Source organism: Bacillus sp. FSL K6-1338 (assembly GCF_038006965.1).
Lineage (GTDB): Bacteria > Bacillota > Bacilli > Bacillales > Bacillaceae_G > Bacillus_A > Bacillus_A thuringiensis_S.
The window spans coordinates 360,244-385,826 of the sequence record NZ_JBBOWI010000002.1 but is presented as its reverse complement, the minus strand read 5'-3'; the positions used below and the strand labels follow the sequence as shown (position 1 = coordinate 385,826).

Below are 25,583 nucleotides of genomic sequence, written 5' to 3'. Positions count from 1 at the left end.
TATTTTTACAGTGCTTATTTGCTTCATATCTTGCTATTCCTTGTCCGTCAGTGCAAGAATACAAAATTTATTTCGATATGTAAGAATGCATATTATTTCTCTTGGATGTTATGATACACTCTCTTTGTGAGCTGATACGATATTTCTTTAGATTGGAAAACTAAAACCTCATTAACCCAAGTTGGGGGCGCCATTTGGCGTCTTTTTTTAGTTTTGCTCCATAGGGATTTAGCTTAGATATTGAAGTAACCCTAAAACAAAAAATAAGCTGCCCATTTGGAAAACTTATGTACATCATTTTCGAATGCAGGAGTTCCATCTTTCAAAACTAACCTATTAAATAGAGTTAGATGTATAAACTATATTAGTATCGGAATATTCTCGACTTGGGGTTACCGTAAATGCTCTCTCCTAATCATCCATATCGATAAATGACTTACTTCTGATCAATTGCCTTTGTTGTTCTTCGTTTAAAAGGAGCTAGTTTTACATACGATAAAGCACTAAAAAACTGTGCACAAAAACCTGCATGGTAACAAGTTTTTGGCACAGTTCTATTATTTAATCCCTTTCATCAGTACCTGAATCTTTGGAGCCATGAAATATAAAATAACACTTAAAACAATGGATACTCCGCCAATTACACCGAAATAAATAATCTCTGTTTCAGGATTATATAATCGCACAAGCTGCGCATTGATAGCTTGTGCAGATGCACTCGTTAAGAACCATAGACTCATTGTTTGAGCAGAGAACGCTGCTGGGGCTAGTTTTGTAGTAATAGATAAACCTACAGGTGATAAACAAAGTTCCCCGATTACGACTAGAAGGAAACTAATGACTAACCAAATTGGGCTAACAAGGGATTCGGTACCATGGATATATGCAGGAATAATCATCACTAAGAATGATAAACCAGCAAATAATAAACCGATAGCAAATTTATTTGCTGTACTTGGTTGGCGTGAATTCAGCTTTACCCAAAGCCAAGCAAATACTGGTGCTAGTAAAACAATATAAATAGGGTTTAAAGATTGAAACCATGAAGATTGAACCTCCAATCCTGCAAAGTTTAACTGCGTACGTTGATCAGCATAACTAGCTAAGATGATTGCTCCCTGCTCTTGAATCGCCCAAAACATTGTAGCAGCGATAAATAGTGGTATGTAAGCAATTAAGCGAGATTTTTCAACTTCTGTCGTCTTTGGACTACGGTACATAAAGACAAAGTAGCCTGTTGGAATTAGAATACCTAAGATACTTACAAGTAAAGTAAATCGATCAATCGTTAAAATACCTGTTGGAATTGTTAACACACAAACTAGTGCAATTGCGATAATACCAATACTAAACTGTATAAGAACCTTTTTTCTTTCCTTGTCTGTTAAAGGATTTGGTACTTGCGTTCCTGCTAATCCTAGATTTTTCTTTTTCGTAAGAACATACATAATTAATCCAAATAGCATACCAATTGCTGCCACACCAAAACCTAAGTGGAAGTTATACTTTTGACCGAGTGTTCCAATCACAAACGGAGATAATAGTGCTCCTAAATTAATACCCATATAGAAAATACTGAAACCTGAATCACGACGAGTATCTGTTTCACTATATAAATCACCAACAATACTAGATACATTCGGTTTTAATAACCCTGTTCCAAGTACTAAAAATACCATTGAGATAAATAATGTACTAACCGTTCCTGGTAGAGCTAAGATGAGATGACCAATCATTATTAAAACGCCACCCCAAAATATTGTTCTACTTGAACCTAATAGGCGGTCAGCAATCCAGCCACCAATAATTCCTGACATGTAAACTAACGAACCATAGATAGCCATAATGGATGCAGCTGTGGCATGATCCATCCCTAAGCCACCTTTTGAAATGGAATAGTACATATAGTAAAGTAATATTGCTCTCATTCCGTAGTAAGAAAATCGCTCCCAAAATTCTGTAAAGAATAAAGTAAATAGTCCTTTGGGATGTCCAAAGAAACCATTTTGCGGAACGCTGCGAATAATATCGCTTTTGTTAAGCTTCTCCATAAAAATACACTCCTAATATACAGATATAATGATTCTAATTAAGTATATAACAAAAAATAGAAAATTTAAACAAATATTAATTAGTTAAATGATTGGATTTTTTAGAAAAAATAAATTATATATTGTTTTTAATGGTGATTTCATTTAAATTATATAATATAGATATATTAATTAAAATGTTAATACTGTATAAATATAAATATAAATACAAATGTAGGAGGATTTATATATTGTCAATGAAAGTCATTGCCATAGAAGATATTTATCAAGAAATATTGGATGGAAAAAGGAAACGATTCCCTCCGAATACTTGGAAAGAAGATATGGATAATAAGCTCGCCCGCAGAGTAATCACATATTTATTACACATTATCTTAAAATGGGATAAGGAAGACATCAGAAAAAAATGGAACACTCAATTACTTGTAAAGTATAAATTACGAGGATTACTCAAACATAGATACGAAAATAGCCCTTTTAAAGCAATAAATGATTTATACCCAAGTGAGTTTAAAGAATGGGAGTTTGGTATGACTCCTTTAAATTTTTGGACGAAAGAAAAGGCATTAACGATTTTGAAATGGATGATTGAAGAAAAAAAAGGTTTATCGAACGAAAAGCTCTTACGCGTATACAGTAAAAAATGGTTGGAGAAAAACAAACTTAGTGCCCCTCTGGCTATGTACTGGAATAGTAGTCCGTTTGCAATGATTAACGATTTGTACCCTAGTCGTTTTAAAGAATGGGAATTTCTCATGACGCCCAATAACTTCTGGACAAAAGAAATAGCATTAGAAGCATTGAAATGGACCATTGAAGAAAAAGAAAAATTAACGCCCGAACAAATACTGGATGTATACAGTATAAAGTTTCTAAAGACTCACAGATTAGCGTCTCCATGTCAATTAATGTGGGGAAATAGTCCATTTAAAATGATAAACGACTTATATTCAGGTCGCTTTAAAGAATGGGAATTTAAAGTTACACCAGTTGGCTTTTGGTCCAAATGTAAAGCACTAGAAGCATTAAGATGGACCATTGAAGAGAAAGAAAAACTGGATGAAAAACAGCTATTAAACGTATTTAGTCAACGATGGCTCATAAAACAAAAATTACGGACACCCTTACAACGCTATTGGAAAGGAAGCCCCTACGGAATGCTTATTGCTTTATATCCAAATCGTTTTTCTAAATGTATGTTAAGAGGGTATTGTAATAATTAAAGTGGAAATGTAAGTATGCAGAGACGCCCTTTGGTGTCTCTTTTTGAAATTCTATGTAAGTACATTCTTATGTGCCTATCGCTTTATTTATTGAAGAAAGTAAACCTGTTATATTATTTTCCAATCCATCTCGTCAAAGCCATACCAAGAAACCCAGCGCCCATCCCTATCAGCCACCCAGTTTGGGCGCTCCCAAACATAAATCCCACTCCCGCGCCAAGAAACGTACAGCCCACAAATACTAACCCCTCGATGCCCCAGTTCAGTCGTTCCATACTTCATCCCCACCCTTTCTTTACAACATATGCTATATGCAAGCTAAACTTTCTAGCTTATGAACTGTTCATTTTCTCGACTATAACTATATGTTTCATATCCATTACTTACAGGTCCGAATATCCTTTTTACATCAATTCGTCACTTAACTTTATTGGTTACTTTTTTCATCTCATAGGAGATTATTTCTCAACACATAACACATGGAACAAAACTACCAGTAATAGTAATATAAAGATACCTTCAGTTGTTAACTGTTGTTCCCTTTTTGAAAGTCCTGTCAAAATACAGGACTTTTTAAATTTACTTCCTACTAAATTGGCCTTTTCGTTAATATCCTTTCACCTTTACATTGGACAATTAAACGATATTGGTGGAGATTCACCAGATTTTAAGTTCCTCTTTCCTTATTAAACTACATGCTTAAATATGTGGTTTTCAACTTAGATTCGAATAACAAAATGTTCACTTTTTCGATGCATTTATGAAACATTCTTATAATATATTAATTATATTCTTTTTATAAATCGCATCGTTCAGTAGAAAAGTCCTAGTCCATTCTAGGACTTTTTCATCTGCAAATAGTATGTTTGTCAGTTCTTCCGCACATTATTTTATAGACAACTATATGGTTAAATATTATAATAAAAAACAATTTTATGTAGTATCATATACGACTTTTTCTTTACTTTTAGGACTCTTACTCAATTGAAGGGTCATTTTTTTGTTCAAATAAAATATCTATATAGAGATAACGACATTCAAGTAAGTATTTGATAAATTCCGAAGAGGATATGCTGAAAAATAACGATTGTATATCCTTTTCATTAGTTTCTCTACCTGATAAACCTTACAAATTTGTAATACTATTGTCACCTTAATTGATAGTAAATTGGTTAATTTTGGTTTATTATACAGACTATTGACTATATTTAATACAACATCATTGGTAGGTGTCACTTAATGGGAAGAAACTTATTACGCTATGGAATTATAAGTATAGCTTTTATTACCATCCCTATTGTATTTATACTTTTGGCGTCAGCTCATTTCATTCCAAAAGAATACAATGAGGAATGGCCAGAAGTAAAAAAGACTGCTGAACTAGTAACTATCGGTTACTTCAAAAAAGAAAGAAATCTCGATATTGTAATCGAAACAATTAAACCATCAGAAGAGTATAGAACACATGAAATTTATCTGCATGGACATGTCATAAACAATAAACATCAAAAAGTTTCTGTTATTGTTAATTTTAGTGATAACTATTCCATTAGAGATATAACTGAACATAGTCTTAAAATAAGGAGTATTTAACTTATGTTAGATGCTCTTTTTTGCTTAACACTTTTGGTCAATTAAATAATTACTTGGATTCTACAGTGGATCACTCTCCCTTTTTCAAGTAAATTGGCACTTCTAAAAAACAACTTCCTACGAACATTGATTTTTGCCGAAATAATTTTTAGAAAATTCTATTTTTAGTGAGGTTTTACAAAATCTTACACAGAATTAGTCGTATACCGTATGGATTTGGTAATTTTTTACAATTTGTTTCATTTTATCTACCACGTTTAGACAAAATAGCAAAAACAAAGCAAAAAGGAGAGGTATAGTTTGAAAGGAAAACTTGGATTAACGATTGTAGGATTATCTGTCTTTAGTTTTGGTCTTTTTGGTGTAAACATTGGAGATGGCGGAGTTGTAAAAGCTGAACATGGAGAAACTTTTGCTCCGAAATTAGAGTCGCATGGGGATTCATGGGCTCCTGCTTATGATCACGGAAGACCTCCTATTTCATCATACAACAAAGGAGATACTTGGGCTCCTTCCTTTACAAATACACACGGGGAAGGAATGGCTCCTAAAAAAGAGACTCATGCAGATTTAATCGCTCCTCCGCTAGAATCTCATGGTCATACTGGTGGAGCTCCTGCTTTAAACTGCAGGGAAACACCTGTTCCGATACAAGATACGCATGGACATTATCCAGCTCCAAAACTAGAAGCAGATGGGGACCATGGCGGGGCTCCTTCTAATACAGAACCTGGCGAAGGTATCTAAGTTCCCAAAAGGCGATCAAATTAAATTTTAAATGAATCGTATACCAAAAGAAATCCATTTTACGTAACAAATATGATGTATACGCATGTTTTCTAATGTGATACACTGTACCCGAGAGAAATCTCTACTACATAAGTGGTTTTCAAGTCTAAAAAATACACCTATTAACTAGGTGTATTTTTATTTCTAACTCGTTTCTTTCTTCTCATCCTCTTTATGACTTCCCATTTTTCTATTGTATATACTTTGGGATTGTAGTCATGCAACATATGAAACGGATTGTTCTTCCAAAAATTATGTAAGGGCGTTAATTAGCCATTTGCAACAGCCCACTTCGTATCACATGTTACTAATACATCTTCCTCTGCCATCTTATATTTTTCCTTCAATAATATATGTAAAACCTCAAGCGCAGTAGATTTATTCCAATATCCTTCTCGCACTCTTAGGAATAATAAAGATATTTAATTTCATCTTCAGAAAAGTAATAACCTCCCATCAAACATTGTGATAGGAGATTATTACTTTTAGTTAACATAGATTTTTTGTTTAAATGTTATATCTGGGCTGTCTATACTCTCTGGTGTTATCTCAACAATATGGTTAACAATATATACACGTAACCCTTTACTATGTTCATACATACTATTTAATGTCATTTGTATAACTTCTCTTGTCCACATTTTTAAATTTTTATATAATATTTCACGTCTTTACTTATATGCGATTAAGATATATCGGAATTAGAAAAAGGAATCTTTTGAGATTCCTTTTTCTATTTAAAATAAAAAAACAGCGTATTCGCTACCTATCCATATTTCTCGCCTCACAGTGATTCCTTTATATTATTTTATTATATCCTCCCCTTTTAAATCTATTTATTTGTATGTATAATTATAAATAACAACTAACATTTTGAATCGAGGTGACAATCATGAGGAGTTTTAGTTCATTATTAATCTCTACTATCTGTTCAACAATCCTTTTAGTTTGGAATGCCTTTTCTTTCTACACTGGATTCACAGCAGGACATACATACTACTGGGTTAACGGAATCATAGCCTTGGTTTTCCTTCTATTCTTTATCCTAAACATGCGAGATATTATCAAGAAAGACTACAGAACATCAGGAAAATAGGAGTTGATACTTATGTGGAAAAAGATTAATAATTATAAGTTTCATCTAAAAGATTTGAAATTTATGACTTGGCTATTCCCAATTATCGGTTTATTATACGCTTATGAATTCTTCTCTGGTTTAATGTTCTACCAGGGGGTTCGTTGGCTCAATTTAATATGCATGGCAATAATGATTATAGGATTTATTGATATTAGAAAGAAGCTTAAAAACAAAGATTATAGAGCTGCTTGAATTTACAAACACTCTTGAACTCATTTTCAAATCATGGCATTATAATTTCGAATCTCACTGAATTAAATCAACATCTAAAATAGTACATTAATAGAATTGTTTTTACTAGCTGTACATGCCTACCTGTGGCAATAGTCTCAGGTATTTTTTCGTTCATTGTATTTGTTTGTTTTGTTATCTTTCCTTAACAACAAATAAGACGCCGCCCAAATCAAGGCAGCGCCTACTATAATTCCTATACATTTAATCAAAATCATTTATCCTCACATTATTTATTTCTTTGCTTCCATACCCTATTCTCTTTACGAAAAGTATTCTTTCCATTCATGAAGTCAGCTGTATTACCAGGAATGCTATATTTCTTATTCTTTTTCTTAGACTTCTTCTTCAGCCTTTTCTCTTCTTGGATAGCTTGCAAATCCGCCTTCCATTGTTTCAACAAATCCTTTTCACGTCGCATCGAATTTGTACCCCTTGGTTTAAAATGTGAACCAGATAATTAGATTCTACCTATACATATAGATATCCTCTAATCCAATGTACCAAGTTATGTTTTTCTTTTTAAATAGACCAACAATATATTAAAATATTCTATATATCCAAGGAGGTTTGTCATGCTCAACTTTCATAAAGAATTACCCCTATTAGGATTCTTTTTATTTTTATACAGTTTTATTGGTATCATCTTTTTATTACTATTCCTGAGCGTGTAGTAACAATGCAATGCGTATACATATATGTTTAATGTGAAATTCTATAAAAGAAGTAAAAAGCACCTCTGCTGGATGATTAATATATACTATATATTAATTAGGAGAAAACATTTGGTATAATATAAGTGCTTTATTATATGTGTTTTCTTCAAACCGTCTTAGGGGGAAAGCAGTTTTTTATTTTTTCAATAGTACTTACTAAGTATTTCTGTTAATATTTAGTTACCGATATGTGTATCAACCGGCCTGTGCTTCTGTACGGGCTTTTTTAATGCTTTCACGCATCGTAATATCCAGGAACCTGTCTACTAGGCAGTGCATTCTACTAGATTCCCGGATATTAAGACCAACAAAAGCCTTTTCTATTAACTATATAAAGACAATTTTACAAACATAATCCCTTATAGCTTCTATGGATCATCAACTTTTTCATGATTTTTATCTGAGTTTTTCATATTCACATTTCTGTAACATCTATATATAAAGTTTTTAAATATTATGTGTTAAACTTATAGCATTCCAAGAAGTCCTTTACTTTTAGAATCGACAATTCTTCAATACCCTTAGTCTTGCCCTGCATCCCCTGCAGGGCTTTCATCATTTAGCTAGATTTAATATAACCTTTTGTAGGTTTCTTCAACTTTATCTGTACTGTTATTTATACCTCTAGCTCTAAAATTCTTTATGATCCACAAGATTTTCTTTCGTTCGCATTCATCTCTCTGCTATTCATCCGTTATTTTACATCCTTAATAATCCGTTTATTGATCCATAACTTTATCCTTAGTTAGATTTCCAATAACAGCCTCTATTTTCCTAAAATTCAATCAAATCTTTATAAATTTTTAACGAGTATTAATTGATAGGAATCCCACATCATAAAATGGAATTTATTCTCAAAAGTTATTAATTATTCTATCTGTCAAACTATTAGTTTACCTCTTCTTCATGCATGTTTTCCACGTATGGTTCGTGGACATTATGTTGGGTTTAAAAGTGCCGGTCACATCCTAAATAAGACATTTGGAATGATTGAAGGATCGATTAACAATACAGTACTTCAGGATATTGAAATACATATTAAAGGGATAGAACCTTATTCCTTTAAACAAGAAGTGATCAAGTAGTAAAGTTGAAAAACAAAAAAATATACTGTTTTTTAATTCTATATCATATATAGATCATTAGAATAAGGAAAAATCTATGGCTAACCGTACTTCAAAATCATTGAATGGGGGAAAATCAATTGTCAAACAAAAATGAGTTAAGTTTTTTCATTATTAGATTAGTATTAGGTTTAACTTTTTTTGCTCATGGACTCACAAAATTTCAAGATGGCATTCATAATACGGAAAATTTCTTCAACAGCCTAGGAATATTCGATTGGCTTGCATATCCAGTAGCAATTCTTGAACTAGTGGGTGGAATTTTAGTTATTCTGGGGCTTGGTACACGAATTATTTCAACCTTATTTTCTTTACTTATAGTCGGAGCTATTATTACTGTGAAATTTGATCAAGGATTTATAGGAGGGTATGAATTTGATTTATTATTATTGGCTGTTTCTTTATTTTTTGTAGTAAATAACAGCCAATCTATATCATTAGATAAACTCCTATCGAATCGTAATAATAAACAACAACAAACTCTATAAACATAAAGTTTCTCCTTAACACGTAAATTTTTATTTCGCGATGAAGCTTATTTATATGAATTACTCAATTTAGATCCGAAAAAAATAAAAAGAATCCCTTATATTTTGAAAAAGTTTTTTCAAAATATAAGGGATTTATAATTTACTTTTAAATTATTGTATAAAAGGACTTCAACTTTTGGTTACATAAATACCTTCTTATCTTTTTTAAAACGCTCTGTATGCATTTTCTCAGTTGTTAATACCACTTTCTGTGGAATCTTATATAATGGTAGTTTATCTTTACAGAACTCTCTTAATCGCTTTCTAAATTCACTTACACTTTCATTTGTACTTAATTTAACCACAGCCTTAACCATTTGCCCTGTGATTGCATTTTTTTCACCAACAACAGCAACCTCCTCTACTCCATCCATTACCTGTATTACATTTTCAACTTCAGCTGGAAATACTTTTTCTCCGCCAATATTTATAATCTCTGATTTTCTTCCTAAAATTTTAATATAATCTTCATCTACTTCCACCATATCTCCTGTCATAAGCCAACCATCTTGAGTAAATGGACTTGGAGCATTAATATAGCCAATCATTGTAGACATTGATTTGATCTGCAACATTCCATCCACTACTCTTGACTCAATATTCTTATCGCTTAGTTTGATCCACAAAGAATCATTCGATTTAGATTGTGAATATAAAACTCCATATTCTGACAACCCATACATTTGTGTAATTTTAACATGAGGGAATATTTCGTTTATTTTACTTAGTGTAGCCTCAGGCATAACTTCTGATCCATAAGAAATGGTCTGCAAACTATTTAAATTATACTTTTTATAAACCTCACTCAGTATAAGTAGATTTATAAAAGTTGGTGATGCGGGTAGAGCTTGTACTTGATGTTTCTCAATCATGTTACATACTCGATTTGGGGTACGATCATCAATAATTACCAAACACCCTGAGCTGGAAATAATTTGGAATAGAGTATTAACTCCTCCAATGTGATCAAATAACATAAATGGTATAACACGTTTTGCACTCCTTGCGACACTGTACTTCTTTTGAAGTAATGTAAAATCATGTACAATTGCTTTACTACGTCCGGTTGTACCAGATGAAAACAATACTAATCCTGGATGTTTTAACTTTTTCAGTTGTAATAATAATTCATTTTGAATGTAATCCCTTTGTATATTGATTATTTCAAAGCTTGCCCTTTCAACTTTAATTACATTTTCTAATTCAACTATTTCATAGTATTCTTTCTTCTTACTGTCAACCAATGAATTTAATATCGGTACTACAGTACATCCTAATTCAATAAGTGCTAAAAACATTGCTATAGAGTATGGAGAATAATCCGCTTCCAAAGAGACTATTGTATAATCCATCTTTCTATGTTCATTTAACTCCCTTGTATAAATCTTTATTTGATTTAGAAACCACTCATATGTGTAAGTTTTATCCTCCCAAACAATAGCTTCGCATTCTTTATTCATTTCAAATCTTTCAAATAAAAAATCAATATGCATACCTAACCTCCTTTTAAATTTTCTCCTTTAATATTTTGTCATGTCAGTGATTTTAATTGTTCCTGGCATTCTAAAATATACGCAACTAATGTTTCTATTGTTTTGAATGGGCTATTATGTTGCGACATTGTATCTAAATTAACCAAATCAACTGATAAACCCAATTCGTCTTCCAAGCCTTGTTCAATACTTACCAGTAAAGATACCAATCCTAACGAATCTAAATACCCTTCCCAATCATAAAGATGTGCTTTCACTCCTTTTTCAAGATCAATTTTATTTTCAAGATTTTCATTCACTTCTTCAACACAGCACAATACGATTTGAATAATTTTTTCTTTATTTGTATCTTCCAAGTAAATACACTCCTTTTTATGAATCATCTTTTTACTATGAAGAGTTCCTTTCAGCAACTGTAGTACTGTATAACATGAACATTGAATACACTTATTCAACTACTGGTAAGGTTCGTAAGTGTACGTAGTAGCCTTACTCTACTTCTCTCAATTATCTTTTCCCTATCAAGACTGAAGGCTATAATTATGTTGCAGAAGAAATAAAATATTCTCATGTAAGACACACTCTCTATTAATAATATCCATCATTATCAAATTAAAAGATTCGAGATCACTTAAGTTACTATCTTTTTTTAATAATTTAATATGTGCAATCTTATACAGTCTTTCCCATGATTGTTTTATATCCATTAACTCACTAGTAACATGAATAAATTTATCTTCAAATAACTCATTCATGTCTATAAGTAAGTCATATAAAAAATATCTACTCCATCTCATATCAAATAAACATTTCAAATACAAAGGAAACATATTTCTTTGTTTATGAAAATCTTCATTTATATTTTCTTTAAGTTCCAGGGCTGCAATCTTACCAAAATAATATATCTTATTGTTTTTTTGCATAACTAAACCTCGAACATACTCACTTGATATTTTTTTTAGTGTTCTTAAAAAAATATCTCTAAGATTTTCCATGCTTATTTTTTCTTGTATAATTACATCAATTGATGAGTAAGGTGAAATCCTTTCTATACCTTTTGCTTGAGCCAATTCAGGTATAGCCTTTCCTCCTTTCCAAAAAGAATGGAACTCCTCCATTGATATCTCACCCATAAATTTATTAGGAACTGGATCTTGAACAAATACTTTATCTTCTGTAAGTTTTTTAATTGCGAGGTAATGGTCTGTAACATATTTATCCGTATGGACATCTATATGACTTTTTATAAATTTGGGGTTCAAATAATCATTACTATATGGTAGAAAAAAGGTGCTTCCTAAGGCAATAAATACTTCTTGACGATTCAAACATTCTTTTATATATTGAAGCCCCTTTTCGAAATTAGAATATACATGTTTCTCCATACGAAATGTTTGATTATATTCTAACAACTGTGTATATCTTGCTACAGAAGGTATCGATGTGATAGTATCCATACGATATGATGGTATACTATATAACTCTTCATTCGCTATTAAACTCATGTAACTAACGCTACCCATACTTTTTAATTTATCGTGAAGAATTGGTATATAGCATGAATAATAATAAGGGACATCAAAAGTTGGAATTAATTCTTTCATTTTCACTACAGCACTCACCCCATATTTATATTTTTACAGCCCTATCCAGTTCTCAACAGTATAATTCAACTGTAAGTCCTTAGTAGCTTTAAATTTTCTATTTGGAATAGGTTGTCCTAATTTATCCACTTCAAAGAGCCTAAAGCCTCTTGAAAACTTAAACCTGCATGCAAGGTCCCTTGGCACTTTAAAATTCCCTGCAAAACGATTTTTTTCTATTCTATCTAGTATCATGCCTACACTCATATAAATTCGTTCACCAACTGGTGTATTTTCAGGTACTTCGACTGTTACAGAAACATCTACAAATTCTGATAATGTTTCTATTACCTTATATTTTTTAGGTATTCCTTTTACACCTTGTGTCACAAAGGTAACTTCGGCTTCTCCTATTTTCTTAGGTATAATTGTTCCATCCCCCATAACCTCTAGCACGTCTGGGTTATCAACTAAAAATACACCATCTAAAACACTCATTTCAAAACCACTATCGTACGTAACAATTGGATTAATTTTCACTTTCATTCCAGTTAATCCAACTACATCTCGACCATCTAATGTAACATTAACTATATTGCCAACATCTCCAAAGAAATATATTAATGGTAGATGCATACGTTCTCCCCAGTCTTTCTCAAAATGTGCACCATTTGGATCCTGATAAAAAATTAAATCATCTCTATATTTGTAACCATTTTCCAATAAAGTTTCTGCAATATCTCTCACATGTTTTACCAAGAAAAAACCTTCCGCACTACCTATATCCATCCATATTTTTAAGTCTTTTTTTCCTTCATACATTTCATATAATTTTAATTCCGAATGATCATCTTCAACTTTCACAAAGAATGGAGATAACATCCCAATTTTCCCAAACACTTCAGGATTGCGGAAACCAATATTATAAGTTGATAAACCACCTGCTGATGATCCTATTAGAGCTGTATTTTCAGCATTAGTCAATGTTCTAAAATTTTCATCAATGTAAGGTTTCACCTCATTGATTATAAATTTTTCATATAATAACCCTGAGCATTCTATATGTTTATCTGGTGAAATGAAATGACAAAACTCATTATTTTCTATGATTCTTTTATGTGCTATACCTACTATTATTATCTCTTGAATTTTACCTTCATAAATTAGCATATCAGTCGTCTTGTGGACATTCCATGATTCATCATTTTTTATTACTGGCTCAAACAAGCGCTGCCCAGCATGCATATATAATACAGGATACTTTTGGTACGAATTGCTTTCATAACCAGGTGGTAAATATATAAATAATTTTCTACTATTCTCAAGTATTTCAGAATGAAAATTTTCAATCGTAATCACTTTAGAAGCCCGTTCCATAGTAACCTCCAACTTTCTATTTTTCACTTGCATTAATACAGTTCTCTTCAAATTTTTTAGCTTTAAATCCTTATCCTTCATTTTAATTACAATTGTAAAAAAAGTAGCCCCCTATAGTTAAGACTCCACCAAGATAGTTTTTTCTGCAGTTTGCCACTTTACAACCACTTCTCCAGTTCCAAAGCTCGGGGTCCGATACTTATGATTCTCTCCGCCTTCAATCAATAGTGTTTTATTGATCTTTCTAATAAATTTAAATTCAAGCAAGGTATCAGCCGGAACACTTATATCAAAATAACCCGTAGGAAATTGATACATTATTTGATTAAAAAATGGCCCTACTGCCTTGCATGGGTTCATATTTCCTAATGAATATGTATTCCCCATTATAAAAACTTCACTCTCTGGTATTTCATATCCATTTTCAATAACAAATCGAATACAAACTTGCTTTGTATTGAAGACCTCTACATGTTTATAGATATTACTCCTAGTTCCTGTATCTGTTACAACAGTAATTTCATATTTACCATCGTTCACTGCTGGAACTTTTACTTTTATACTAGTATGTGACCATGAAACAACTTCCGCCTCTTTTTCCTCAAATAATACTGATCCTTTTTTAGAAGTAAAGCCACATCCTTCAATACAAATTATTTGACCAACTGTTGTCATTTTATGTCCCACAGTTCCTATTAAAGGTATACTATTTACTCCTTTATGGTGCCAAACATGTACTGACCCAGGTCCAAGCCATAATGAATCTATATTATTATTTTCAACTCTAATTGCTTCACCATCTAAAAGGCCAACCAATATGTCCTTATACTTTCTAGAAGGAAGAATTGTTTTAACATCTTTTATTTCATATCCTTCTGTTAAATTTCGATTCAAAGCTATTAATACCACATCACTTCCAAAGTACCTTTCATATACATAAATATCATCCGTTATATATCTTTCTTTGGTATTTCCATATGGAAGTGCATAATTTAAACTACGAAGCGAAGATAAAGATTGTATTATCTTAAAGTTATCTGTATTCACATCAAAAGATTCCATTTGACCACGATTGTTAGGATCTCCATTCCCAACCATATACTGCTCTGTACCATAGTATACAGAAGGTATTCCCCTTGAAGTTAACAAGAATGCTAATGATTGTTCTATTCTACGTTTACTTTGTCCATTAATGTGAAAACGGTCCATATCATGATTATCAATAAAAGTAACAAGATTATTTACATCATTATAAATTTGATATGTTTCTTCAATCATTTTGTGTAACCCATGCATGGAATCCATTCCATCTCGAAAAACTTCACGTACTTTATGAGCAAAACTAAAGTCTAATAAACTCATACCACTATTATTTGCAAAATGAACATTTCTATGGTCATACTCATTTGGATTGATATACCATTCACCAAAAATAAATACTGGTCTATAATTATAGATTGAATTTAGCCAACTTTTTTGCCAGCCATATGACATGTGTTTTACTGCGTCAACTCGTATACCATCTATTCCTTGGTCTAGCCATAGTTTAATAGCTTCTTTAAAATACAAATCAATAGCTATATTTTGGTGATTTAGATCTGCAAGATCAAATAAATTACGATACACTCCATCTTCATATTCTTCAAAATCTGTCCCACCATTATGATGAAAATAATGATTGTAATCATTATCGTATCCACCAAGTAATAATCCATTATCATATAATCTACCATTTTCAGCATAGGTCGCATCATCATGTAATGCAGGCGAAGTGTGATTAGGTGCAAAATCCATAATAATTTTTATATCTTTTGCATGAGCGGTTGTTATTAAGGTTTGAAAGTCTTCAAATGTCCCAAAAAAAGGGTTTGTTCTTTTAAAATCACGAGCCCAATATCCATGATATGAAGTACTTCCTACCAAATCATTTATTGGAGTAAAGATATTTTCTACTGGTTGAGATATCCATAATGACGTCACACCTAGTTCAGTAAAATAATTTGTATTTAATTTTTCAATAATCCCTATCCAATCTCCACCAAAGTATTTCTTTTTATTTTTCCTAGATTCATCGTATAATCCCCCTTTGGGAATATATGATGGGCATCCATTATGGAATCTGTCCGTTACAATTTGATATATTATATCTTTAGAAAAATTAACGTTGTTCCTATTCACCCTAAGCTTATCTTTTTCTTTCAAATGACAACCTCCATCCCATAGAAGCATTTACCAGCTATTTTCAAACATTTAGAACTCTACCCTTAAGTACTATTTGAAAAATAGTTAAAATATATTTCGCCCCCTAACTAGTAACTCATGTTTCGACTCAGTTTTTCATACAAAATAATGTCTACAAGTGGGTTCTATATTTGTCCTATAAACTGTACCATTTGATTTATGTCGAAGTAAGGGAAAAAATGTCATTATATAGGGAGGATAAATATAGAAAATTCTTACATAGAATTAAGCTTACAAAATATAGCCCCAATAAAATATATAGACAAAACATTTTTTATTTGGTAATATTCACCTGAAAATATTTGGTAAAACTTTATATGGAGAGGAGTATTAAAAATAAATACTAGATTATTAATAAAAATACTATTTATACTACTAATACCAATCTTATATTCCAAAATAAACTATAAAATATAAATATAACTTCCGCTCTTACAAATATTAAAAACCTAGGGAAAAGTTGTAAAGAAATTTCAAAATAATCTGGAGAAATATTTTATTTGTAAAAATCTTATATAAAATTTAAAACAGTATTGTACAGTTAAAATGTTCCTCTCTAAATGCTAATTAAAATTTTCTCTATAAATTAAAGATTTACTTCTACAAATTTGATAATGCTATTAGTAGATATTTTCTAGTAATTTAATTTCATAAAAACTTAAATCAACTTACATTTTAAGATTTCTATCGTCAATTTATATTGCTTTTTATTTTTCAAACATTTATGTACTTAAATCCATTTCATACCTACCTTTTTTACCTCAAAATAACAATATCTTATATTAATATATCTCTTTTACAATTAGATTCCATTTCATTAGTCATCTAATTAACTTGATTACTAAAGTTCACCACTATTAGTTTGCAAACAAATTTTTATAAATTAGATACTTAAATTTGTGAGGTGACAATACTATGCAACAACAGGTCGAATTAGATTCCGCTCTTGCTGTTTCTTCGAAAAAGACATTATGGAAAAATCGTACATTTACTTTTGTATTTACAGGTTATACCTTATCAATGTTCGGAAATTCATTTCACAGTATTGCTTTAAACCTTTGGGTACTACAAGCAACAGGAAGTGCCAAATTAATGTCTACAATTGCCATAACTCATATGGTCATGAGCATGTTGTTTTCTTCCATTGCAGGTACTGTTGCAGATAGGGTAGATCGCAGAAAACTAATGTGGATAACAGATATAATAAGAAGTCTTTTAATACTAAGTATCGCATTTTGTATTGCAATACCCGGTACCCCCTTTATTCTTATTATTATCTTAACCGCTCTTACTTCTTGTGCAGGATTATTTCAGTCTCCTGCATTCCATGCTTCCTTAGTTGATATTGTAGGAAAAGACAAAGTTCAACAAGCTACTGGAGTATTAAATGTAGCAGATAATGTATCTCGTATTTCGGGGCTAGCAATAGGAGGAGTTGTAGTTGCAGCATTTGGTGGTAGCATTGCTATCTCAGTTGACGCAGTTACTTTTATGTTATCCGCTATTTTAGTGTTATTAAGTGGAAAGTTTCCTAATTCTACAAAAAAAACAGGAATCAAAAATTCATTTCAGGAGGACCTTGTTGCAGGCTTCAAGTATATATGGCAGAACCCTTTTGCTAAATCTGTTATTATACTCTCGCCTACTTTAATCACATTTTTCACTGCTTCATTAATGCTTATTCAAGTAATGTCTGTAAAAGTGTGGAAAGCAAATCCAATTGAATTTGGGATAATTGAATCTAGCATTCCAATAGGTTATATGTTAGGCGCAGGCATTATTATCTTTTTTGATAATAAGTTACATCGACGGGGTTGGTGGATAATCCTTAGTATGGTTTTACTAGCTCCCATCTTTGTAGGGCTATCTTTTGCTCCATCTGTTCTTTATGCAGTACCATTAATTCTCCTCTTAGGAATACTTTTTTCATTTTGCACATTGCTTGTCAATGTGATTATTAAAGTTGAGGTAGATCCTGAGTTACAGGGAAGGACTTTTGGAACACTTGGTTCTCTTACAAGTATTGCATCGCCAGTCGCTTTAGCAATTTCCTCATTTTTCGCTGACATTTATGGTCCACCATTAATCTTATTAATAAATGGGGTCTTATTATTTATTTCAGGACTAATTGTACTGTTCTTTCTTAAATCAATTAGATCATATAAATGATTCTTTTTCGTTATAAAAAAACATTAAGTATCCAAACTTGAAAATGCCGAAATTGTTAAGGATATCAACTCTTTCGGCATTTTTCCTATATCACTTAAGGAGAGATTTTTATGCCAAAGAAAATACTTATACTCGGAACCTTTCTGATAGCGGCTAGCCTTTTAGGTTGCACAAATATAGAACACAAAGATACTCTCGACAAAATAGAAGCACCCGAAAAAGAACCAGTGGATGCAAAAGAAAAAGTTGCACTTAAACATATGACAGCAGAAGAATATTTAAAAAACTATAATAAAATTAAGAGTACTGTATCTACACAAGGTATTGAAATTCTTCCATTTAATCTTGAACTAGAAAAGAAATCCAATACATATAGGTTTTATTACCCTAAAGAAGTAGATAAATCAGATCAAGATATGAAATGGGTAAGTGTCATGTTAGGAGAAAACGGAAAAGTAATTGATGGAATTATGTATACTGGCTATGCAGATATACCTACAATTAAGGCAATGATTCAAGCTGCTAACATTACATGGACTAATGAATTAGATCAGTTAATTGGTTCAATAGGAAATGAAGATTTTTCAAAAACATTGGAAATTGAAAAAGTGAAACTATCTGTTAAAGGTAATTCGAAAAATATTAAAGTTATGATAGATTCAATGAAATTAGATCCACCTCAATCCCTTTAAAACAACTATAGTCCCCAATTCCTATTTAATTTCTTTAATTTTACACTATATAGAAATTTATTTAGCTTTTAATAATTAAGTCTAGCTATGAGACTATACAAAAAATCGTCAGCGCTTTTAAAAAGCAACTGACGATTTTTTTATTCTCTTACATTTTTATTTAAATTGGCATCAACAATATGACTCTGTCTATTTATTTAATTCTAACTTCCAAAACATTATTCTATAATTTCAAAAAGGTTATTGCCATTATTACCACATGGTAATATAAATTTCACATGTTGATCTGCTGGAATAGTTATATAATGATATTGATCAGGTTTAGTTAATTTGGTTGTACTTTTCCAAGTTCCTGAAGTCCAGTACGTTACTTGTGAAAAAAATGCTAGTGGCGGGAATTTCTCTGGATCGGTTGACTTATCATTATCTGATATAATTTCAGGCTTAATTCTAATTTTCTTTCCTGCTGCATTTTTAAATTGAAAATCATAAACAATTCCATAGTTTCCTTCAAGCGTCGGGTTAGAATTTTCTAGATACCATATAGGTGCTTCGTATTCATTAATACCAACACGAGGTTGAGGATAGGCTTTACTTGTCTTTGAACCTACATAAAAGGTACTTGTTGTTACATTATCAATAACAGCATACCTTTCATCGTAATTATAATTAGCAGTTGAAGTAGTTTTATTATAATTTTTAACCTGTGTTGTTTTTAAGGGATCAAAAATTTCTGCTGGGCTAGAGAACTGTCTATCTGGTTTTTTCTTTGAAACAAATTGACGTAGGGTTAATTTTGCGTTCGGAATAAACTTAATTTTTCCATTAACTGCAAAAGTATCTTCTACATCTTTTTCTAATATAAATACATGCCCATCTGCTGGAATAGTAATAACTTGATCATTGTTACTATTTCCATATTGAACTATGGTACTAGATGTAATGCCCATTATATCCCATGAACCATCAGAACTAACTGGATATGCTGCATTTACAGCACTATTTTTAATTCTTATAGTTTGCGGTTGACGATCTTCATTGTGTATAGCATATCCAAATTTCAATTGACCTCCAGTATAATTTCGATTAAAAAATTCAGCACTATACTCTTGATTTGCTTCTAATATTCTTTCATTTGTGTAGTAAGCATACTTACCAGCTTCAAAGTTTGATCCCATATTTGGATTATCGTATACACTTTCTGGTGCATTTGTATATATGTACTTTGCTCCGCCTTGTTTATACTTTATTTGTGTAATCATAGAAGCCTCTACTCCTCCTGAACTAGTTACTCCTAAAAACAAAAGTGACGATAGTAAAACTGAAGAAAAAAATTTTCTGTTCAAAAATACAGCTCCCTTCCATTTATTACAACTAAATCTAGCATACGCCTTACATACAATAAATGTAAATGGAATGTGTAGCTGTTGTTATTGAGAAATACTGATCTAATAAAACATACTCTTAATGATAATATATGTATTAGATGCAAAATTGCATATTTAATTCAGATATATTGATGTACAATAAAAATGAACTACTCAACATTTTTATTTTAAGTTAGTATATCAAACCCTAACTACCTAAAGGGGTACCGCCACATGCCCATCAAGCTAAGGTTGGGTATTCCATGAACTTCCGTTCTTGTTGCCTACATGCTTGATATTTTGTTTATTTGTTTTTAAAAATACGCATTCCAAATAAACCTTAATAAGGTTTATTTTTAAAAGTTATGCAATTTTTTTATTTATATTGGATATAGTGCACTGATAAACAACGCCTAAAATATCAAAAACTGTCTTTTTCTCATATCGATGGGATTTCCGTCCGTTTTTCTGTAAGAGGTCAAACAGACGAAGAAAAATTTTTGATACTTCTTGAGTGTCTTGTTGTATAGCTTCATATACTAAGTACAGATGATCTTGAATCATATAAATTGCTTTATATTCACTTAATTCTTTTTGTTTTTTCTGTAGTAACAGCTGTCGCATTTTGAACATAGTGGAAGAACAAAGAAAAATAGCGATTAACTGTCCATAAAGATGACATTCTAGACGCTCTCGCTTAATATTGTGACAATGATTGATACCAAAAAGAGATTTCCATGTTTTAAATACAATCTCTATTTGCCAACGTAGAGAGTAAATCTCGTGAACATGTTCCATCGGAACAATTTCCCATGGGATGTTGGTAATATAAACATTGATTTCTGTTAAACGTTTACTTTTTTCAGAGTATGTAACCCCTTTTTTCTTTTCAACATAAGTTTGCTGTTTCCTACGTTTATGAACTTGAGTTGATGTGAGTCTATATATTACAACCCGTGAGGGTAATTTTTGTTGTCCAACATAGGCATTCTGAATTTCATAAGTATCTCCTGGTTTTATCTGATGCATGACATGTTCAAGGTCAAGTAAAGCATATAAAGATTGCTTTTTTACTGTCCCATCCCGAAAGAATTCTGGAGATTCATTTTTCACATATACTCTATTATTTAATTTCAACCGTGAAACATAGAATACCCCTCGTTGATCCATCTGATCTAAATCTTTTAGAGAAAAGTATCCTAAATCTCGGATACATAAATCTCCTGGTCGTAAGGTATCCAAACATTCTGTACCAAAGGTTTTATCATTATTTTTACCTGGTTCCATTTGAAAATTGAGGAATTTCCCACTATGTAAATCATACTCTAGTTGAATCTTAATACCAGCTGTCTGTGCACATCCTCCTGAACCAGGATAAATAGAAGCTAAATGATTGGGTACTTGAAAAATAGTAGCATCTAAAATACGTATACGTTGAAAATAAGAGGTGTATTGATTTGAGATTTGAGACGAATCGTTTAATTTGCTTTTGATTAAAAGGGAAAATACACGTTGTAGAAATAAAACAGCACATCGGTTAAAACGTTGATTAAGTCCTTCTGGACTTATAAGTGTAGCTGTATTTGCATAAAGCTGACTACATAATCGAGTAAGAGAATCGCTTGCTACCTGTTGACTAATCCAGATACATAAGGCAGCCAAATCTCGTGCACCATACTTACTTTTACGTTTTACAAAACCTACCTCTTGTGCGAGTTGTTGAAGAATATGTGGAGATAGATATCGCTCTAGTTCTTCAGCAAACAAATGAAACTCATCTTGAATCGATAGATTCATACAAAAAACGCCATCCTTTCTGTATATTTCTACAAAAAGAATAGCGTTTTTTTCGTTTTATGGATACAAATTCGTTTTTTCTTGATGAGCTGAACCACATAAATGGTTTAACTATGCTATCAAAACGCTTGGAGAAATCTCCAAGCGTTTTCGGTGTGTTTAATTTTATTTTTAAACAAGATGCACACTTAAGTTGTGGAAAGTAAATTATGTATTTTTTGTTTTAAGTGATACTAACAAAAAAATTATGAAATGAATGCAATATAACAACCGACCATAACGAACCTGTCTTTTTAAACACAAACCCAAAAATTAATCCAAGAAGAAAAACATATATTTGACTCCATAAATTTAAAAAATCCCCGTTATAAATCCAGATTGGATAGTGTATTGCTAAAAATAAGAAAGCTGTGATAAGATTGGCGTTCCAAAAAGGTAATCTTTTACTAATCTCTTGCAGAATTAATCCTCTAAATACAATCTCTTCTGTAATTCCTACTAAAAGAATAGCATTAAGATAGTTGTTGAAAGATAATGTGAAGTCAAATGTTTGATTATTAAGCATATAGGTTTCAAAGGCAAAATATAAACCAAGTAGCAATGAAAGAACTACCCCAAAAAATAATCCTTTTTTCACATTGATATTTATTTTTAAGTAGCCAATTGGATTAGTCTTTAAATAATATTTTATGTATAACCAAGTTGGAACAATCCAAATGGAAATCTTAATTAACGCAGTCAAAAAAGCTGCAGTAGTATCGCCAAATAAATGAATATATTTTGCTAACCATAATTCTTTAAAAGTCCAAGCGAGGTAAAATACGAAAAGATACAATGTAATTGGTTTTATATCACTAATTTTGTTTTCACTTTTTACACCTAATTTTGTTTCCATTTGTCCCTCCTAGAATTTGATATGTTTAAAATTTTCCGTCTATTGAATTTATTAAAAATCTTGTTCTACTAAACTTCTTCATCAGTTCAAGTACAACATTCCACAATCTGTATATTTATTTTAACATAAAATTTCCATTTCCCTTCAAAAAAATAAGTTCGCTCGATAATTACCTCGTTCTAATCGGATAGGTAAATATTAAAATAGTAGGGATACCGCCCCACATCCATTAACTTAAGAAATTGGTAGCTCCCCAAAACGAAGAAAATGAGTTGAATTCTCATAAATAACGGTAAAACAATAAAATTTTCGTCTTGGGGGCACTTCAAAATTTTAGCTTGATGGGCATGGGGTACCGCCAGCATTTCGGAAAAAAACCACGCTAAGAGAATTTATCTAAAAAAGAGCCGAAATTTACCCCGTTAAGAGTAAATTGGCTCTTTAATATGTAGAGGGTGCATAGAAAACTTAGAGGGTTATTAATTCTGTGTTTATTCGAGTTTTCGTTGATTAATTGCTCGATAAAGAGAACCTTGTGATACACCAGTTCCTTCTACAATTTCTTTAATAGAGTATTCTTTACTGTCATACATGCGTAATGCAATTGAGAGTTTTTCTTTTTCTAATTTGGGTCTACCTAATTTTTTTCCACGTTTCTTACTTGCTTCTAATCCTTCTTTCACTCGTTCTGCAATCAAATTTCTTTCTAATTCTGCAATGACACACATCATTTGCAACATAGCCTTACCTGTAGGCGTTCTTGTATCCATATTCTCTTTCAATGATACAAATTGAACTCCTATTTCTTCGAACTGTTGGATAATACTTAGGATATCTAATGTTTTCCGTCCTAAACGTGAGATACTTTCAACTACAACAGTATCTCCTTTTCTTATCACATCAAACAAATTTATAAGACCTTGTCTTTTTCGAATTGTTCCAGTGAATTTTTCTTGAATGACTTTTTCACATCCATATTCAGTAAGTGAATGGATTTGCCGATCTAAATTTTGATCAATCGTAGATACGCGTGCATAACCAATAATCATTTGCTTCCTCCTGTACAATCATATATTTTCATTGTACCGAAGGTTCATTTATTGTAAAGGTATTTGGTAATACTTTTGGTAACTATTTTTTGTAACTCGAAAACCCTTATAAATATAGAAATAGAAGCAAGGGGAGAAATGTTACAAAAATATTGGTTTTTGGTAAGAGTTCTTTTAATGGGTTTGTTTATAAAATACAAATGAGATTAACCTTGATTAATAATAAATAAATCTTTGAAAATCCAAAGAATATTTTCAATTATTTTAGAAAAGACTGTTTCTTTTATAATTTATAGTATGTACAAGCCCTACATTGAATAAATTTTTTAAAGAGAAAGGAGGTATATAATGTCAGATGAGAATGAAAAAAAGTATTCAAACGAATTAGCCCAAGCTGATTTCATATCTGCTGCAGCGTTTGATCCTAGTCTTGTAGGCCCTACATTGCCGCCAACTCCACCATTTACACTACCGACCGGTCCGACCGGAGCTACTGGTCCCACTGGAGCTACTGGTCCTACGGGAGCCACTGGTTCTACCGGAGTTACAGGTCCTACTGGAGCCACCGGTCCTAGCGGAGCCACTGGTTCTACGGGAACTACAGGACCTACCGGAGATACAGGTCCTACGGGAATTACAGGACCTACCGGAGTTACAGGTCCTACGGGAGCTACTGGTCCTACGGGAGCTACTGGTCCTACGGGAGCCACTGGTTCTACCGGAGTTACAGGTCCTACGGGAGTTACAGGTCCTACCGGAGCTACTGGCGCTACAGCAACAACTTCTACAAAGGCTATCCTTTTTGGTGGTACTAATGCGGGATTTCAGCGCATAGCAGGATCACCTGGTGCAGATTCACAAACGCTCCCTTATGTAACAGCAGGAGCTGGTAGTGTTGTTGCGTTTTCTGCTTCTATAAATGTAAATAACTTAGGTACAGGTGTATATTTGTTGCGAGTATGTGATAATGTACCTACTAATCTAGCTTCACCGGGTGCTGGTCAAATAGTCTCTACAATTACGCTTACACTTACAGCCAATATTACTGGAACTATAGTGTTTTCGATTAAACCAACTGATATTGGAGCACAACCTGTAAAGGTATTTAATCCTAATCCAGTGGTAGCCCCTGCAACAGTTACATGGACTAGTACAATACCTGGTAATCCAGTTGCAAGGACAGATGCTATCTCACTTTTTATAACTCCAGGAATTACTCAAAGTGCTGTATACTCTGTATTTATATCTACTGCAGTTTAAAAAAATTAATACTATATACATACAATACTAGTTTTGAAGGACTACTATTGTATACGAATTTATGGTAGAGCCCAAGGGATATAGGGCTCTTTTTTTATGGATTAAGACTGGGATTTTACATTTGATATATACTAATCAAATTATACTTAGTTAAATGTTATAATTTGTATAATAAAGGCTATTCTCATGTCCCCTTATAGCATCTGCAGAGATCTTTCTACAAGTGGTTAAAGAATTAACCGTATATACAACATTGCCCTACATA

The 25,583-nt window shown here is 31.9% G+C and carries 22 protein-coding genes and 1 pseudogene; 10 read left to right on the top strand and 13 right to left on the bottom strand.

Features of this window, described 5'->3' with window-relative positions:
- Positions 1–557: 557 nt before the first annotated feature.
- Positions 558–2,051, bottom strand: a complete 1,494-nt coding sequence (locus NZ044_RS28700) for a peptide MFS transporter (RefSeq protein WP_000413411.1) — start codon at positions 2,049–2,051, stop codon at positions 558–560.
- Positions 2,052–2,287: 236 nt separating this feature from the next.
- On the opposite strand from NZ044_RS28700, the gene NZ044_RS28695 reads away from it, so the two are divergent.
- The gene (locus NZ044_RS28695) at positions 2,288–3,274 is read left to right on the top strand and encodes a DUF4046 domain-containing protein (RefSeq protein ID WP_430793822.1); all 987 of its coding nucleotides are present in this window, start codon (positions 2,288–2,290) and stop codon (positions 3,272–3,274) included.
- Positions 3,275–3,387: 113 nt separating this feature from the next.
- Here NZ044_RS28695 and NZ044_RS28690 read toward each other — a convergent pair whose 3' ends face one another.
- Positions 3,388–3,510, bottom strand: coding sequence for a hypothetical protein (locus NZ044_RS28690; RefSeq protein ID WP_255285307.1), 123 nt, complete (start codon positions 3,508–3,510; stop codon positions 3,388–3,390).
- Positions 3,511–4,513: 1,003 nt separating this feature from the next.
- Between NZ044_RS28690 and NZ044_RS28685 the strand changes: the two genes are divergently transcribed.
- Positions 4,514–4,867 carry a phosphoglycolate phosphatase gene (locus NZ044_RS28685; protein ID WP_088070564.1) on the top strand — a complete coding sequence of 118 codons (354 nt, stop codon included), beginning with the start codon at positions 4,514–4,516 and terminating at the stop codon, positions 4,865–4,867.
- Positions 4,868–5,167: 300 nt separating this feature from the next.
- A complete protein-coding gene (locus tag NZ044_RS28680; RefSeq protein ID WP_340950156.1) occupies positions 5,168–5,614 on the top strand; it encodes a hypothetical protein in 447 nt (148 codons plus the stop codon).
- A 311-nt stretch (positions 5,615–5,925) separates the two neighbouring features.
- On the opposite strand, the gene NZ044_RS28675 is transcribed toward NZ044_RS28680, so the two are convergent.
- Positions 5,926–6,057 (bottom strand): hypothetical protein, encoded by a 132-nt coding sequence (locus tag NZ044_RS28675; protein ID WP_257147536.1) that lies wholly within the window; start codon positions 6,055–6,057, stop codon positions 5,926–5,928.
- A 491-nt stretch (positions 6,058–6,548) separates the two neighbouring features.
- On the opposite strand from NZ044_RS28675, the gene NZ044_RS28670 reads away from it, so the two are divergent.
- Both NZ044_RS28670 and NZ044_RS28665 read left to right on the top strand, forming a co-directional pair.
- Positions 6,549–6,752 (top strand): hypothetical protein, encoded by a 204-nt coding sequence (locus NZ044_RS28670; protein ID WP_074790762.1) that lies wholly within the window; start codon positions 6,549–6,551, stop codon positions 6,750–6,752.
- Between the two features lie 12 nt (positions 6,753–6,764).
- Positions 6,765–6,986, top strand: coding sequence for a hypothetical protein (locus NZ044_RS28665; RefSeq protein WP_340950154.1), 222 nt, complete (start codon positions 6,765–6,767; stop codon positions 6,984–6,986).
- Positions 6,987–7,254: 268 nt separating this feature from the next.
- Here the strand turns inward: NZ044_RS28665 and NZ044_RS28660 are convergent, their stop codons facing one another.
- A complete protein-coding gene (locus tag NZ044_RS28660) occupies positions 7,255–7,446 on the bottom strand; it encodes a hypothetical protein (RefSeq protein ID WP_016090630.1) in 192 nt (63 codons plus the stop codon).
- A gap of 1,200 nt (positions 7,447–8,646) precedes the next feature.
- Between NZ044_RS28660 and NZ044_RS30930 the strand changes: the two are divergent.
- Together NZ044_RS30930 and NZ044_RS28655 are read left to right on the top strand one after the other, a co-directional pair.
- Positions 8,647–8,826, top strand: a pseudogene (locus tag NZ044_RS30930) (hydralysin-2); the annotation flags it as partial.
- A gap of 119 nt (positions 8,827–8,945) precedes the next feature.
- Positions 8,946–9,353 carry a DoxX family protein gene (locus NZ044_RS28655; RefSeq protein WP_000066508.1) on the top strand — a complete coding sequence of 136 codons (408 nt, stop codon included), beginning with the start codon at positions 8,946–8,948 and terminating at the stop codon, positions 9,351–9,353.
- 182 nt (positions 9,354–9,535) lie between these two features.
- On the opposite strand, the gene NZ044_RS28650 is transcribed toward NZ044_RS28655, so the two are convergent.
- The 5 genes from NZ044_RS28650 to NZ044_RS28630 form a co-directional block, all read right to left on the bottom strand.
- Positions 9,536–10,888: an ANL family adenylate-forming protein gene (locus NZ044_RS28650; protein WP_063549991.1), complete on the bottom strand. Its 1,353-nt coding sequence runs from the start codon at positions 10,886–10,888 to the stop codon at positions 9,536–9,538.
- 38 nt (positions 10,889–10,926) lie between these two features.
- On the bottom strand, positions 10,927–11,244 hold the full coding sequence (locus NZ044_RS28645) for a hypothetical protein (RefSeq protein WP_000390268.1): 318 nt from the start codon (positions 11,242–11,244) through the stop codon (positions 10,927–10,929).
- A gap of 165 nt (positions 11,245–11,409) precedes the next feature.
- Entirely contained in the window at positions 11,410–12,498 is a 1,089-nt protein-coding gene (locus NZ044_RS28640; protein WP_086790673.1) for a hypothetical protein, read from the bottom strand.
- A gap of 27 nt (positions 12,499–12,525) precedes the next feature.
- Positions 12,526–13,848, bottom strand: coding sequence for an alpha/beta hydrolase (locus tag NZ044_RS28635; protein WP_086398650.1), 1,323 nt, complete (start codon positions 13,846–13,848; stop codon positions 12,526–12,528).
- A 117-nt stretch (positions 13,849–13,965) separates the two neighbouring features.
- Positions 13,966–16,050, bottom strand: a complete 2,085-nt coding sequence (locus NZ044_RS28630; RefSeq protein ID WP_340950152.1) for an alpha-amylase family glycosyl hydrolase — start codon at positions 16,048–16,050, stop codon at positions 13,966–13,968.
- A gap of 954 nt (positions 16,051–17,004) precedes the next feature.
- Between NZ044_RS28630 and NZ044_RS28625 the strand changes: the two genes are divergently transcribed.
- Together NZ044_RS28625 and NZ044_RS28620 are read left to right on the top strand one after the other, a co-directional pair.
- A complete protein-coding gene (locus NZ044_RS28625; protein WP_001187351.1) occupies positions 17,005–18,258 on the top strand; it encodes an MFS transporter in 1,254 nt (417 codons plus the stop codon).
- A gap of 110 nt (positions 18,259–18,368) precedes the next feature.
- A complete protein-coding gene (locus NZ044_RS28620) occupies positions 18,369–18,950 on the top strand; it encodes a hypothetical protein (protein WP_340950151.1) in 582 nt (193 codons plus the stop codon).
- Positions 18,951–19,168: 218 nt separating this feature from the next.
- On the opposite strand, the gene NZ044_RS28615 is transcribed toward NZ044_RS28620, so the two are convergent.
- From NZ044_RS28615 to NZ044_RS28600, 4 genes are all read right to left on the bottom strand, one after another.
- Complete coding sequence (locus NZ044_RS28615) at positions 19,169–20,296, bottom strand: copper amine oxidase (protein ID WP_340950150.1); 1,128 nt, start codon at positions 20,294–20,296, stop codon at positions 19,169–19,171.
- A 384-nt stretch (positions 20,297–20,680) separates the two neighbouring features.
- Entirely contained in the window at positions 20,681–22,114 is a 1,434-nt protein-coding gene (locus NZ044_RS28610; protein WP_097946452.1) for an IS4 family transposase, read from the bottom strand.
- A gap of 223 nt (positions 22,115–22,337) precedes the next feature.
- Entirely contained in the window at positions 22,338–23,009 is a 672-nt protein-coding gene (locus tag NZ044_RS28605; protein WP_000448501.1) for a CPBP family intramembrane glutamic endopeptidase, read from the bottom strand.
- A 491-nt stretch (positions 23,010–23,500) separates the two neighbouring features.
- Positions 23,501–24,058 carry a recombinase family protein gene (locus NZ044_RS28600; protein WP_340950149.1) on the bottom strand — a complete coding sequence of 186 codons (558 nt, stop codon included), beginning with the start codon at positions 24,056–24,058 and terminating at the stop codon, positions 23,501–23,503.
- 348 nt (positions 24,059–24,406) lie between these two features.
- On the opposite strand from NZ044_RS28600, the gene NZ044_RS28595 reads away from it, so the two are divergent.
- Complete coding sequence (locus tag NZ044_RS28595) at positions 24,407–25,318, top strand: exosporium leader peptide-containing protein (protein ID WP_340950147.1); 912 nt, start codon at positions 24,407–24,409, stop codon at positions 25,316–25,318.
- Positions 25,319–25,583: the final 265 nt, after the last annotated feature.

What these genes read in the sequence shown, in the direction of transcription:
- NZ044_RS28700 (WP_000413411.1), bottom strand. Translation starts at nt 2,051, where the DNA reads ATGGAGAAGCTTAACAAAAGCGATATTATTCGCAGCGTTCCGCAAAAT.
- NZ044_RS28670 (WP_074790762.1), top strand. Translation starts at nt 6,549, where the DNA reads ATGAGGAGTTTTAGTTCATTATTAATCTCTACTATCTGTTCAACAATC.
- NZ044_RS28595 (WP_340950147.1), top strand. Translation starts at nt 24,407, where the DNA reads ATGTCAGATGAGAATGAAAAAAAGTATTCAAACGAATTAGCCCAAGCT.
- NZ044_RS28610 (WP_097946452.1), bottom strand. Translation starts at nt 22,114, where the DNA reads ATGAATCTATCGATTCAAGATGAGTTTCATTTGTTTGCTGAAGAACTA.
- NZ044_RS28665 (WP_340950154.1), top strand. Translation starts at nt 6,765, where the DNA reads ATGTGGAAAAAGATTAATAATTATAAGTTTCATCTAAAAGATTTGAAA.
- NZ044_RS28625 (WP_001187351.1), top strand. Translation starts at nt 17,005, where the DNA reads ATGCAACAACAGGTCGAATTAGATTCCGCTCTTGCTGTTTCTTCGAAA.
- NZ044_RS28650 (WP_063549991.1), bottom strand. Translation starts at nt 10,888, where the DNA reads ATGCATATTGATTTTTTATTTGAAAGATTTGAAATGAATAAAGAATGC.
- NZ044_RS28620 (WP_340950151.1), top strand. Translation starts at nt 18,369, where the DNA reads ATGCCAAAGAAAATACTTATACTCGGAACCTTTCTGATAGCGGCTAGC.
- NZ044_RS28600 (WP_340950149.1), bottom strand. Translation starts at nt 24,058, where the DNA reads ATGATTATTGGTTATGCACGCGTATCTACGATTGATCAAAATTTAGAT.
- NZ044_RS28605 (WP_000448501.1), bottom strand. Translation starts at nt 23,009, where the DNA reads ATGGAAACAAAATTAGGTGTAAAAAGTGAAAACAAAATTAGTGATATA.
- NZ044_RS28695 (WP_430793822.1), top strand. Translation starts at nt 2,288, where the DNA reads ATGAAAGTCATTGCCATAGAAGATATTTATCAAGAAATATTGGATGGA.
- NZ044_RS28635 (WP_086398650.1), bottom strand. Translation starts at nt 13,848, where the DNA reads ATGGAACGGGCTTCTAAAGTGATTACGATTGAAAATTTTCATTCTGAA.
- NZ044_RS28660 (WP_016090630.1), bottom strand. Translation starts at nt 7,446, where the DNA reads ATGCGACGTGAAAAGGATTTGTTGAAACAATGGAAGGCGGATTTGCAA.
- NZ044_RS28685 (WP_088070564.1), top strand. Translation starts at nt 4,514, where the DNA reads ATGGGAAGAAACTTATTACGCTATGGAATTATAAGTATAGCTTTTATT.